Annotated in this window: 12 protein-coding genes; 10 read left to right on the top strand and 2 right to left on the bottom strand. The window is 44.0% G+C overall.

The window, feature by feature from the left end:
* The first annotated feature begins 1 nt into the window (after position 1).
* The 4 genes from B9G69_RS07955 to B9G69_RS07940 all read left to right on the top strand — a co-directional run bounded on the left by B9G69_RS07955 (position 2) and on the right by B9G69_RS07940 (position 3,898).
* Complete coding sequence (locus tag B9G69_RS07955) at positions 2-511, top strand: hypothetical protein (RefSeq protein ID WP_088616055.1); 510 nt, start codon at positions 2-4, stop codon at positions 509-511.
* A 56-nt stretch (positions 512-567) separates the two neighbouring features.
* Positions 568-1,215 carry a fructose-6-phosphate aldolase gene (fsa, locus tag B9G69_RS07950; RefSeq protein ID WP_088616056.1) on the top strand — a complete coding sequence of 216 codons (648 nt, stop codon included), beginning with the start codon at positions 568-570 and terminating at the stop codon, positions 1,213-1,215.
* Positions 1,215-1,652 carry a hypothetical protein gene (locus B9G69_RS07945; RefSeq protein WP_254916931.1) on the top strand — a complete coding sequence of 146 codons (438 nt, stop codon included), beginning with the start codon at positions 1,215-1,217 and terminating at the stop codon, positions 1,650-1,652. The genes fsa and B9G69_RS07945 overlap by 1 nt, the downstream gene beginning before the upstream one ends.
* 86 nt (positions 1,653-1,738) lie before the next feature.
* On the top strand, positions 1,739-3,898 hold the full coding sequence (locus B9G69_RS07940; RefSeq protein ID WP_254916932.1) for a hypothetical protein: 2,160 nt from the start codon (positions 1,739-1,741) through the stop codon (positions 3,896-3,898).
* On the opposite strand, the gene murD is transcribed toward B9G69_RS07940, so the two are convergent.
* Entirely contained in the window at positions 3,888-5,189 is a 1,302-nt protein-coding gene (gene murD / locus B9G69_RS07935) for a UDP-N-acetylmuramoyl-L-alanine--D-glutamate ligase (RefSeq protein ID WP_265438024.1), read from the bottom strand. The genes B9G69_RS07940 and murD overlap by 11 nt on opposite strands.
* A 29-nt stretch (positions 5,190-5,218) precedes the next feature.
* Here murD and B9G69_RS07930 point away from each other — a divergent pair, with 29 nt between their 5' ends.
* A complete protein-coding gene (locus tag B9G69_RS07930) occupies positions 5,219-6,685 on the top strand; it encodes a metallophosphoesterase (RefSeq protein WP_088616059.1) in 1,467 nt (488 codons plus the stop codon).
* A gap of 105 nt (positions 6,686-6,790) precedes the next feature.
* Complete coding sequence (locus B9G69_RS07925; RefSeq protein ID WP_088616060.1) at positions 6,791-6,985, top strand: histone-like protein; 195 nt, start codon at positions 6,791-6,793, stop codon at positions 6,983-6,985.
* Between the two features lie 62 nt (positions 6,986-7,047).
* On the opposite strand, the gene ligA is transcribed toward B9G69_RS07925, so the two are convergent.
* Positions 7,048-9,039 (bottom strand): NAD-dependent DNA ligase LigA, encoded by a 1,992-nt coding sequence (gene ligA, locus B9G69_RS07920; RefSeq protein ID WP_088616061.1) that lies wholly within the window; start codon positions 9,037-9,039, stop codon positions 7,048-7,050.
* 24 nt (positions 9,040-9,063) lie between these two features.
* Between ligA and B9G69_RS07915 the strand changes: the two genes are divergently transcribed.
* The 4 genes from B9G69_RS07915 to gatB are packed head-to-tail and all read left to right on the top strand — an operon-like array spanning position 9,064 to position 12,387.
* Complete coding sequence (locus tag B9G69_RS07915) at positions 9,064-9,207, top strand: hypothetical protein (RefSeq protein ID WP_176400970.1); 144 nt, start codon at positions 9,064-9,066, stop codon at positions 9,205-9,207.
* A complete protein-coding gene (gatC, locus tag B9G69_RS07910) occupies positions 9,200-9,481 on the top strand; it encodes an Asp-tRNA(Asn)/Glu-tRNA(Gln) amidotransferase subunit GatC (protein WP_088616062.1) in 282 nt (93 codons plus the stop codon). Before B9G69_RS07915 ends, gatC begins: the two co-directional genes overlap by 8 nt.
* A 10-nt stretch (positions 9,482-9,491) precedes the next feature.
* Positions 9,492-10,964 carry an Asp-tRNA(Asn)/Glu-tRNA(Gln) amidotransferase subunit GatA gene (gene gatA, locus B9G69_RS07905; protein WP_088616063.1) on the top strand — a complete coding sequence of 491 codons (1,473 nt, stop codon included), beginning with the start codon at positions 9,492-9,494 and terminating at the stop codon, positions 10,962-10,964.
* Positions 10,954-12,387, top strand: coding sequence for an Asp-tRNA(Asn)/Glu-tRNA(Gln) amidotransferase subunit GatB (gatB, locus tag B9G69_RS07900; protein ID WP_088616064.1), 1,434 nt, complete (start codon positions 10,954-10,956; stop codon positions 12,385-12,387). The genes gatA and gatB overlap by 11 nt, the downstream gene beginning before the upstream one ends.
* The last annotated feature ends 1 nt before the right edge of the window (position 12,388 follow it).

Here is a 12,388-nt window from a genome sequence, read left to right as displayed (position 1 = left end):
AATGTCTAGTTCCCTTCATAACTCTCTGATTTCTGTGACTTTAGATTTAATGGGTGGTGAACAAAAAGCTCGCCAACTTTTAGAGAAAGTTTCTGAATGTGGAGACATCATAAATGTTTCTTCTATATACAAACGCTACACTAGCGACGCTCGCAATGATTTGAGTGCTCGCATTGAGTTTGTAATTCGTTTTGAAACTATGATGAGCGTTGAGCAGCACCTGCATTTAGTTTTGTCTTTGTGTGACGAAGGGTCTTCGGGACTTGTGCAGAGAAGTCAGGTGGAGATGATCCTTTTGGCTTATGATGATATGATTCTAATGTCACCTCGCCTGACGCTACCCTATCCGCAAATGCATACCGACCCTCTTATTATTCGCTGTGCCGCAGAAGCCTGGGGTCAATATGAGCATCCAATTTATCAAAAAACCCTCAGTGAAATTTCAAAATCCGCTCGCACTGTGAGGGATGCGGAGTTCTATAAGCAAGGTAAAAGCCTTATTGATTTTTGATCCCCGCCAACGTACAAATTTAGGGGCGATTATTAGACCTTAAATGGGGAGATTCCATGAAGTTTTTCATTGATACAGCGGATATTGAAGAAATTAAGCAAGCTAACCTACGTGGTTGGGTGGATGGCGTAACTACGAATCCATCATTGATCGCAAAATCCGGTCGTGATTTTCACACAGTGATCAAAGAAATCTGCAAAGAAATCTCGGGTCCAGTTTCAGCTGAAGTTATCAGCCTTCAGCACGAGGAAATGGTTCGTGAAGGTCGCGAGCTTGCAAAATTGGCTGACAACGTTGTGGTTAAGGTTCCAATGACCGAAGATGGCATGATCGCCGTTAAGAAATTCACTGCTGAGGGCATCAAGACTAACGTCACGTTGGTGTTTTCTCCACTTCAAGCTTTGCTTGCAGCTAAAGCTGGCGCATCCATGGTATCTCCGTTCGTAGGTCGTTTGGACGATATTGGAACTGACGGTATGTCGATGGTTAATCAGGTTATCCAAATTTACCAAAACTATGATTTTGCTACGGAAGTTTTGGTAGCAAGCGTTCGTTCTCCAATGCATCTACAATTTGCAGCGGAAATGGGAGCCGATATCGCGACTATTCCATTCAAAGTTATGCAAGGTATGACTCATCATCCACTTACGGACAAAGGTATTAAGTTGTTCATGGATGACTGGAACAAGGTCCAAAAGAAATAATGAAATCAAATCTGCTGATCGCCTTATTCGTTTCAGTCGTGCTTGCTGGTTGCCAAACAACCGGCGTGATGTTGCGTGATACACCATTAAACATCAGCGAAACGCGTAAGGTAATTGTGTCAGTCGTTGGGGAAGTTCGCGACGTCAGCGAAAATGGTCGCGAACTCTTTTCCAAGTACTATGATCGCAAAGGCAACCCTATCCAAAGTATGGATATGGCTAAGGAAAGATATTACAGTCACCTTATTGTACTGGGTGATCGTCGCCCCTATGACATCTCAGTGGATGTCATCATTGAAGCCCGCGATTCAGATGGAACGTGGGAGCTTGTTGATCACGACGACCACAAATCCGCTGTGCTAGCGGACAAGCTGAAAAAAGCTCTTAACCAAAGTCGGGACTCTCGTAACGTGATTGACGACTTCCGCAGCTTCTAAATACCATAAAAGAATAGCCAATTTGGCAATCTACTCTGGTAATGCCAGGGGTTGATTACTCAACCAAGGGGAGTACGTTGCAAGGAATGCAACTTAAACGGTTACTACCGTTTGCAATGCTAGCGGGATGCTTTGCATGGTCAAGCCATACAGGTGGCTTGAAGTACATTCCTATATATGAAGGCCTTACAATCCGCGCGCAGAAAAGTTCTCCTCCGCACGTGGCATTCGAAGAAACAATCCGTCCAACATCGAATTTTAGTGAATGGCAGCACTTTCAATCGATCGCTCCTGTCGCACTGGGGGTCGAAAAAAAGTCCCCGGCACTTTTCGCGAAGCAGGTCGTTCTCGCTGAAATGACCATTCAAAAACAAGTTCAAAATGTTGCCACTGCAACTAGCAGTGATACAGGTCCTATGGGAGTGGGTTATAGTTCTGATGATTCCTGGATGTCTCAACTCACGAACGCGCAAAAAAATCGCCTGCAAGAAGCGCAGGTTCGTAACGAGGTTTTAAACCAAGATTGGAAAGGTTCCTCTTGGGGCGAAATGGCGGCAGATACACTTGAAAAAAATGGTGTGATCAATTCTCGTGGTGAAGTTTTACAGGCGAATGCGGGTAAAGCAGTATTCGTCAATGGAACTCGCGGAGAGACAGTCGCACGTCCTGCTGTCCAACGGTCAACAGCTTCTGATGAAAATGTATCAGGGTATTCTGCGGCCTCTGCAGACGCGGGATACTCGTTCACTGGAAATAATTCGAGCACGGGCGAAGCTCAAGATAAAAATGCAGCCACTGGTGTTCGCCGTATTGTAGGTCCGATTGAAATTACTGGCGGCTTAGCTATTACAAACGAACATCACATTGAAGTTCGTCGAAACGACGAAGGCGTGTTAAAAGAACTAGGTCGCGTTGACTTGGTCAAAGGCACCTACAACATCGATGTTGAACAAACCACAGGAACGGTTGTTGCCCGTTTGGTAAATAAAGATGGTAAAACTTTGGGAGAAGGAAGTTTCCGTCTGAACCGTATTATTGGTGGCACGCAAAACTATCTAACAGGTCCTAAAATCAAAGTTGAGCCTCACCCCGATTATTCTGTCGCCGTGCTAAGCGCTTATAACTCAAATGCGAATGATACGGCCCCTGCTCAGACGCGCGTGACGTTTGTTAAAGGTGTCAGTGACGTCAAGGTTAACAAAGAAGGCATCGCCTCGATGGAAAATGTCACCCGAGGTTCCTCAACTGTGATGAGGGCGGCCGCTCCAAAGCACTTAGAAACGACCAACCTTATCGTCTCAGGTAAAGAGTCACGTTCAACATTGTATCCGGAATCGATGGTTAAAGCATTGCTAGACATCATTGCTCAAGACAGAAATGAATCTTTTGACGAAGCGCCTTCGTTGATCTGGGGTAAAGTCATGCTCGATGGAAAAACCGTAGCGGGTATAGACGTGATGGTTGAGACGGCTCCAGATCTGAAACCGATATATTTTAATCAGTTCATGATGCCCGATCCAAAACTAACTAAAACAAGCGACAACGGAATGTATGCGTTTGTTCACGTACCAACGGGATTCCATTCCTTGTTGGCAACAAGGTCAAACTCCATTTTTGGATATGTGAACGTTGTGACGGAAGAAGGCGCGGTTGCTCAGGGAGATCTTGAAGCAACAATGAAAACAGAATCAGTTCCTTTAAGAATTTTTGATGCTTTCAATGGCGAACCAGTAAAGTCAGATGTTACGATGCAATCTTTGGCAGAAGAACTTCAGGTTGAAGCGGGCAGCGCAACTATTAGTCTGCCGCACTTAAATCGCTTTGGTTTAATGAGAGTTCACCCTGAAGGGACGGATTACATCCCTGCCCGTTACGTTTACAATGATAATGATGAATTCGTACACGTCCCGTTGGTTCGTTGGGAGTGGTTGCGTGCGATCAAAACTTTCCTAAGAATCAACGATACACCATCGACGGGATTTATCGTTGGTTTCGTACCTGATGAGGATTTTGAAGTTTTCTTGGCGGCTTACGATAACTTTAATCCGCAAGACATTGTGTATTTTGATATGCAAGGACGCGTTTTGCAAAACCGCAAAGGTGCTGCGGGGGGCGGATTTATCCTGTATAACGTTCCTCAAGACACACACGAAGTTGTAGTTACTGGCAGCCGCACCCGCAAAGTGTATTCACGAGTAGTTCCTGTGGACCCGAACTCGTTGTCAGTTCTAAATTTTAGAGAGTAGAAAACTCTGAGACTTTTCTTTTAAAGAAATCTCCACGGTCTTCAAATGATTTAAATTCATCAAGGCTTGTTCCACCGGGACTTAATAAGACTGTGTCAGCGGCCTTTACTTTTCCAAAGATATATCCAATCGCTTCTTCTAAGCGAGCGTAGCTATTACCTTGAAGAGCAGATTTAGTTTGCGCCACCTCGCGACACTCGCCAAAGAAAACAAACACGGTGTTTTTCATATCCTTTAAAGAAGCAAGCTGTTCCCAAGGCAGATTCTTGTCTCTGCCACCCAAAAGTAAGTATAAAACTCCACCCGCGCTCAGAGTGTCTGCTGCGGCTGTTGCTGCGATCATCACACTGTCTAAGGCAGTTGCTTTGCTGTCGTTGATAAAACGCACGCCTTTTACCTCGCCAAGATTTTCTAAGCGATGACTAAGCCCTTTAAAATTCTTCATGCCTTCGATGGCAATGGCAGGCCATCCTGCTTCAATTGTCAGTGCCGTCGCCAGAGCCATGTTGTCTTGGTTGTGTTGTCCAATCAGTTGTGCCTTTTCAAGCTGATAGGATTGAAGATCAGAATCTTTTTTAGAAATCACTTTTACTTGCGCATTTTGTTTCGCTTTAGAGTACTCAACCAAATCACCGCCCTCGGAATTAACCAGCATCTTGTTCTTAGTTATCCCCAAGATATTCCACTTGGTCTGGTAGTAGTGCTCGATACTGTCGTAACGCTCCAGATGATTCGATGTGAAATATGTGATCGCTGAATAATCAAGCTTCAGTCCCTCGCAGTTTTCAAGTTGGTAGCTGGAAAGTTCCAGCACCACCCAGTCGGCAACGGGACGTTTTTTTTCGAGGACATCAGCGGCGTAAGTTGCAAATGGAATTCCAAGGTTGCCACCGACAAAACCCGTTTTAGAAAAAGCTTCTAGACCGGCTTGAAGCAAGGATACTGTTGTACTTTTTCCGACTGAACCAGTGACGCCAATTAACTTTTCAGTACTTAGGCATGAACACGCCAAACTAATTTCACTTGTGATAAAGACGCCGTGGCTTTTGGCTTCTTTGATCCAAGCCGAAGACAGTGGTACACCTGGAGAGACGACCAGAGTCTGGGGTTTTCCCTCAGACATGAGTTTATTTGAATCCCTGAAGTTTGCGGATTCTAATTTTCCATCGAAAGTTAAAATCTTATCAGCGCTTACCCCGCATGCGATAAGCAAGCGTTTAGCGGAGTCACCGCTTTTTCCCATTCCAACAATAGCGATTGGTGTCTTCAGGTTCTTGATAAATTGGTTCATCTGGCAGATAGTAGTATTAGGAGGGAGTTTTGCCCACTTCTTTTTTTGCGCATCCAAAGTCTGATTTTAAATCAGCGCAATATACAGCGATCATAAGCGACCTGCATCTAACTGAGGCAGAGCCGGTTAATTTGCGCTTCCCTCTATGGAAAAAGTTTAAGACTCGTCAGTTTTTCTATGATGATGTTTTTGAAACATTTCTGAGACATATCGAGGAGCGCGCTCAAGGAAACCCCGTTGAACTAGTTTTGAACGGCGACATCTTTGATTTCGACAGCGTGTTGAACATGCCGGAAGAACCTGTCTTCCGTGTAAGCTGGCTTGAAAAGCATCGCGGCCTTTACCCACGCGCGGAGCGTTCTCGTCACAAGATCGAAGTGATTCTGCGCGATCATATGCCATTCGTAAGATCTTTACGTGACTTTATCGTTCGCGGGAATCGTGCGGTCTTTGTTATCGGTAATCATGATCTCGAATTACACTTTCTTGAAGTACAAGACGAAATCATGAAGCATCTAAACTTACCGGATGATAAACGTGAAGAAGTCCGCTTTGTCGAATGGTTTTACATCAGCAATCAGGACACTCTGATCGAGCACGGTAATCAGTATGATCCGTATTGCATGTGTGAAGACCCGGTAAATCCCTTTGTCCGTGGTTATAATTACATCGCTTTAAAGCTTCCATTCGGCAACTTGGCTTGTCGCTATATTTCAAACGGAATGGGATTTTTTAATCCTCACGTGGACAGCAATTACATTATGACTTTAAAGGAATACATTTTGTTTTTCTTTAAGTACATATGGCGCGCTCAACCAGGATTGGTATTCACTTGGTTCTGGGGTTCTGTTGCCACGTTAATTCATTCCTTCTTTGACCGCCTGTCAGCACCGATTCGTAACCCCTTAAAAATTGAGGACCGAATCCAAGTTATTGCTGAAAAAGCCAATGCAGAACCACGCATGGTTCGAGAGCTAAAGGAACTTTTTGTCGCACCGGCAGCCAGTGAGCCAATGTTATTGGCCCGCGAGTTGTGGCTTGATCGCGCCTTTATTGTTTTCATCGCGTTCTTTTTGATCTTTGAGTTGATGGTGTTTGTTCGGTCGGTGTACGAGATTTCTTTCTTTTGGGCGTTTATTCCACTTTTTATGCTGCTGCCTTTCTTTTTGTTTTACAGCAAATCGGTCACATCTTTGGTTTCCAGCTATAAGGAGCCGGATGATCGGGTTCTTGCAATGTCTAGCGCGATCACCAAAGTTAAACGTATTGTGTACGGGCATACTCATCACACCAGACATGAAATCATAGGTTCAGTGGAACATCTGAACAGTGGATGCTGGTCACCAGCATTCTTGGATGTTGAGTGCACAAAACCCCTGGATCAGAAAACTTTCGTGTGGATTTCTCCAGGTGAACATAATTCTCGCCAAGCAGAACTCTGTAAGTTTGTGGACGGAACCTCCGAAGTAATGTTGGGATCTAACCGCGGCGCTTAAGCGCTTAGCATTATTGCGCCGCAAAAAAGATTTCCCATTGTCAATTATAGGTCCCTTATGCAAACCTTTTACTGTTCAATTTTTAACTAAGGATGGAGAGTCATCATGGCAGAAGTACTTGTTGTAACTAGCAAAGTGAAAAAACTTATCAAAGAAAAAGGTGGCATGAATACTTCTGCTGAAACTATCGACGTTCTCAGCAAAGCTATCGAGCAACTTTGCCTTAAAGGCGTAGAGTCTGCAAAAGCAGACGGCCGTAAAACAGTTATGGCTCGCGATATCGTTATCGACCATATCTAATTTTATAAATTAGAATCGATAAAGGAAAACCCACGGTGAAAACTGTGGGTTTTTATTTTTGGTTAGAGCATCTTTTGAAGGTCTTCCCAAGAGATGATTTTCACACCTAATGTTTGTGCCTTGTCGACTTTTGAACCTGGATCATCGCCAACAACCAGATAGCTAAGCTTCGAAGAAACCGAACTTAAGATTTTACCACCGTTTTTTTCAATAACGTCTTTGGCATCATCTCGCTTCACCGGCAATGTACCAGTGATTAGAAAACTCATTCCTGACAATGCGCCTTCGGTGGCGCGAACAGGATTTGTGATTTCCACACCAAGCTTCAACATTTCATGAACTTCTTTGACTAATTTTTTATTGGAAGTCCATTCCCGGATTGAAGTTGCAACCTTGGGTCCAATCTCTGGAACTTGTAAAAGTTCCTCCTCTGGAGCTTTTAAAAAGCTTTCGATATTTACAAAGTGATCGGCCAATAGCTTTGCTGTTTGTTCGCCAACAAAACGAATCCCCAGTGCAAAGATGAAACGTGCAAGAGTAGGCTTTTTACTGTTCTCAATACTCTTGATGATATTCTCCGCTGATTTATCGCCTTGGCGTTCCAGCGATAAAATATCCTCCTTGGTCAGACGATAAAAATCGGAAAAAGACGTCAGCATCTTATTATCAACCAAAGTTTCAATAAGGCGATCACCGATCTTATCAAGATTCATGGCACGACGACCAACGAAGTGCTTTAAGGACTCTTTTACCATTGCGATACATAAAGGATTCGTACAACGGGTTACTACTTCTCCCTCTACTTTATGAGCTGGAGATCCACAGGCAGGACATTCATTTGGAATCATGAACGGCTTGCTGTTCTTAGGACGTTTTTCTAAGACTACTGCGACCACTTCAGGGATTACATCACCCGCACGCTGAATGATTACGGTGTCGCCGATGCGTACATCTTTGCGATCAATTTCATCTTGGTTATGAAGTGTAGAATTAGTAACTGTTACGCCGCCAACTTTCACGGGCTTCATGATCGCAACTGGCGTAAGCGCCCCTGTGCGACCCACTTGAATCGCGATATTTTCAATCACTGTGGTTGCTTGCTCTGGTTTGAACTTAGCGGCCGTTGCCCATCGCGGACTTCTTGCCACCAAACCCAAATCATCTTGCTGTCTTATAGAATTCACTTTAATCACGACGCCATCGATATCAAATGGCAGGGATGAACGTATTTTTTCAATGTGGTGATAGTATTCAACCACCGCATCGGGACCTTTACACAAACGAACCAGATCTGGATTAGATTTGATGGCGGTGGGAATTCCTTGCTCTGCAAAATACTGTTGAATGCCTTCTTGGGAACTGAATTCTTTACCCTCAACCATTCCCAACGCATAACCGAAAAATTTTAAAGGTCTAGCAGCTGCGATTTTTGAATCAAGCTGTCGCATGGATCCCGCAGCAGCATTCCTTGGGTTGGCAAATGTCGGTTGACCGCTTTCCTGTTGTGACTCGTTAAGCTCAGCAAAGTCCTTTTTAAAAATTAAAACCTCACCACGAACCTCAAGGATCTCTGGAGCCTTTTTGAGCTTTAGTGGAATGCTTTTAATGGTTTTGATGTTTTCAGTGACATCTTCGCCAACAGTTCCATCTCCGCGGGTCAGTGCACGCACCAGCTGCCCGTTTTCATAGATGATTTCCATGGAAAGACCATCAAATTTCAGCTCGCAGAAGTACTCAACATCTTTGTCAGAACTCAAAAATTTCTTGATACGTTCATCAAATTCAAAAATATCTTCAGGTGAATAACTATTTGCTAGCGACAACATAGGAATACGGTGGGGAACTTTAGAAAAACTGTCTAAGACCTTGCCGCCCACACGTTGACTTGGGGAATCTGACAAATCCAAGCCCTTTTCCGCCTTTTCAATTTTCAGAAGTTCATCGAATAGCTGATCGTACTCGTAATCAGTGATCGAAGGACGATCCATAACATAGTAGTTGTGATCATGTTCAGCGATAATTTTCTTAAGCTCTTCGTGACGTTTCTTAGACATGTTGGGAACTTTAGCAGAGCCTCTATGTTGAAGCATCTGTTTGCATCCGGTTGTCGCGGCTCGCCAGTAAATCATGGTCCAGAGTTCATCGTTTCACTGGTGACTGACACGGGATTCTTGCATATTCTCTCTGCTGGAATAGCTCCAAAAGGAGATCGTCGTGATTGATAAGAAAACGATCGAACATATCGCCAAGCTTGCACGTCTGCAAATCACCGAAGCCGAAGCGAACGAGTTCAGTCAGCAGATGGAAAAGATTCTTCAAAATTTCAATAAAATAGAAAACATCGACACCACGGGAATTGAACCTATGATTACGCCCACAGAAATCGAAGCTTATTGGCGCGAGGACCAGGTCGTTCAAGAATACAAACCCCAAGACATGGTTGCGAATGCCCCTGAACGTGCAGGCAACTTATTCAAAGTTCCACCAGTGGTTTAGGAGAATTTTTGTGGAGTTAACTTTCGCCTCTATCAGTGACATCTCTGAAGCTGTAAAAACTAAAAAGATCAGCGCTAAGGAAGTGGCAGATCATTTTCAAAAAAGAATTGGTTCACTAGATAAACAATTGAATTCGTTCACGTCCATAAATCCTGATTCATTAAAACAGGCAGAAGCTTTAGACGACAGAATCGCTAAGGGCGAAGATGTGGGGTTGCTTGCGGGCGTTCCATTTGGCATTAAAGAAATGCTTTGTACAAAAAATCTGACAACGACTGCGGGCTCTAAGATTCTTAGCAATTTCGTTCCGCCATATGATGCGACAGTTGTTGCGCGTTTAAAGAAAAACGGCGCGACCATTATGGGTAAGTTAAATCAAGACGAATTTGCCATGGGGTCATCGAATGAAACTTCTTATCATGGCTCGGTGAAAAATCCTTGGGATACCTCTCGCGTGCCCGGGGGTTCTTCAGGGGGGTCCGCTGCAGCCCAAGCCGCTCGCTTAGTAGTTGGTACTATTGGTACTGATACTGGTGGTTCTATTCGTCAGCCAGCAAGTTTTTGTGGAATCGTCGGTGTTAAGCCGACTTACGGTCGTGTGAGTCGTTATGGCATCATTGCGTTTGCATCTTCACTAGATCAGGCGGGCCCGATGGTCAGTACAGTCAAGGATGCAGCCCTCACACTTGAAGTCATTTCGGGACATGACCCAATGGATTCCACGTCATCTCAAAAGACTGTTCCGCAGTGGTCAAAGAATCTATCCCAGGATGTTAAGGGATTCAAAGTTGGGGTCATCAAGGAGTACCTAAAAGGTGGACTTGATGCAGACACAGAAAAAACTTTTAACGATTCATTGGAAGCTCTCAAAACCCTAGGTGCTGAAATTGTTGAAGTATCAGTTTCAATGACCGAGTTTGCGGTTCCTATTTATTACCTTATCGCGACCAGTGAAGCTTCATCAAATCTTGCTCGTTACGATGGAATTCGCTATGGCTACCGAGCGGAATTTGCAAGCCTCTCTGGTGTGGAGCTTGAGGATTTCTATGGGAAAACCCGTGGCGAGGGCTTTGGCTCTGAAGTAAAGCGCAGAATCATGTTGGGAACTTACTGTTTATCAAGTGGGTACTATGATGCTTACTACAATAAAGCCGGTCAGGTTCGGCGACTGTTGACTGAGCAATATCTGGCAGCATTTAAAAAATGCGATGTGATTTTGTCCCCGGTTACGACGGCACCTGCTTTCAAAATCGGCGAACTGATTTCTGATCCTTTAGCAATGTACATGAATGATATATTTACGACGTCGACGAATCTTGCGGGATTGCCGGGAATGAGTGTTCCCTATAGTTTATCTAAGTCAGGTCTTCCTATAGGCATTCAAGTAACAGCCAATCATTTTGATGAACAGAGGATGCTAAATGTCGCGGCTGCGCTAGAGGCTTCGTCCTTAATGAAAGGTCAAAAGCCCCATGTCATATAGAGGTTATGAGCCCGTCATTGGTATCGAAATTCACGTTCAACTCCGCACGAATAGTAAAATATTTTGTGCAGATGCAACGACATTTGAGGCAGCTGACAATGAAAATGTATCTCCAGTCAGCGCAGGCATGCCGGGAACTTTGCCGGTGGTAAATAAAAAAGCCATTGAGTTTGGAATAAAAACGGGCTTGGCATTAGGGTGCAATATTCGCAGAAAATCCGTATTCGCCAGAAAAAATTATTTTTATCCCGATATGCCTAAGGGTTATCAAATTTCTCAATTCGAAAAGCCCCTTTGTGAAAATGGTCAGATTACTTTCAAAGTAAATGGTGTGGATAAAACTGTGACTATCTCGCGAGCGCATTTAGAAGAAGACGCCGGAAAATCGAATCATAGTGGTTCCTATACGTTGATTAACTTAAATCGCGCAGGGATTCCTTTGTTAGAGGTTGTAACAGGCCCCGATTTAAGATCGCCGTCGGAGGCTGCAGAATATGGTCGTACGATTCGTCAAATTGTACGTTATCTTGATGTCTGCGACGGGAATTTAGAAGAAGGCTCCATGCGCTGTGATTGCAACGTGTCGGTTCGTAAGGAAGGCTCCAAAGAACTTGGCACTAAAGTTGAAATTAAAAACGTAAATTCATTCCGCTTCGTTGAAAAAGCTATCGAATACGAAATCGAAAGACAGATCGATGAAATTGAGCGCGGGGGAAAAATCCTTCAAGAAACCAGACTGTGGGATCCTGATAAAAATCGCACCTTCGCGATGCGATCTAAAGAAGACGCTCAGGATTACAGGTATTTTCCAGATCCTGATTTGTTGCCGCTGATCGTAACTGATGAATGGATTGAAAAATTGCGCAAGGAACTTCCCGAGCTGCCGATAGCCCGCGCCCAAAGATTTCAACAAGAACACGGACTCCCGGAATATGACTCGCAAGTTCTAACGACTGAAAAGTCCATTGCCGATTATTACGAAGAGACAGCAAGGGTTTCGAAAAATTATAAGGCATCTTCAAATTGGATCATGTCAGAGTTGATGCGCGAACTTAATACGGCAAACGTGCAAATTGAAAACTCACCAATTACACCGACACAGCTTGGTAAAATGATTGGGATGATTGATTCCGGAACAATTTCCGGAAAAATTGCAAAAGCAGTTTTTCAAGAAATGTGGAACTCCGGAAAAGATCCTGAAGATATCGTTAAAGAAAAAGGCTTAGTGCAAATAACTGACACGGCAGCTATTGAAAAAATAATCGACGAGGTCCTTACTGCAAACGCCCAAGCGGTAGACGACCATAAGTCAGGTAAGAAAAAGAATTTGTTTGGATTCTTTGTCGGTGCTGTGATGAAAGCTTCGAAGGGACAAGCCAGCCCTGATATTGTTAATAAAATCCTGCAGGAGAAGTTAAAATAGT

The sequence above is a fragment of the Bdellovibrio sp. SKB1291214 genome (assembly GCF_002209355.2).
Lineage (GTDB): Bacteria > Bdellovibrionota > Bdellovibrionia > Bdellovibrionales > Bdellovibrionaceae > Bdellovibrio.
The sequence above is the reverse complement of the archived record's forward strand: the minus strand, read 5'-3'. Positions and strand labels throughout refer to the sequence as shown.

Bases quoted from the DNA above. Each gene is read 5' to 3' on its own strand.
- B9G69_RS07945 (WP_254916931.1), top strand. From the start codon at position 1,215: ATGAAATCAAATCTGCTGATCGCCTTATTCGTTTCAGTCGTGCTTGCT.
- B9G69_RS07915 (WP_176400970.1), top strand. From the start codon at position 9,064: ATGTTGAAGCATCTGTTTGCATCCGGTTGTCGCGGCTCGCCAGTAAAT.
- fsa (WP_088616056.1), top strand. From the start codon at position 568: ATGAAGTTTTTCATTGATACAGCGGATATTGAAGAAATTAAGCAAGCT.
- gatB (WP_088616064.1), top strand. From the start codon at position 10,954: ATGTCATATAGAGGTTATGAGCCCGTCATTGGTATCGAAATTCACGTT.
- ligA (WP_088616061.1), bottom strand. From the start codon at position 9,039: ATGTCTAAGAAACGTCACGAAGAGCTTAAGAAAATTATCGCTGAACAT.
- B9G69_RS07925 (WP_088616060.1), top strand. From the start codon at position 6,791: ATGGCAGAAGTACTTGTTGTAACTAGCAAAGTGAAAAAACTTATCAAA.
- B9G69_RS07955 (WP_088616055.1), top strand. From the start codon at position 2: ATGTCTAGTTCCCTTCATAACTCTCTGATTTCTGTGACTTTAGATTTA.
- murD (WP_265438024.1), bottom strand. From the start codon at position 5,189: ATGAACCAATTTATCAAGAACCTGAAGACACCAATCGCTATTGTTGGA.
- B9G69_RS07940 (WP_254916932.1), top strand. From the start codon at position 1,739: ATGCAACTTAAACGGTTACTACCGTTTGCAATGCTAGCGGGATGCTTT.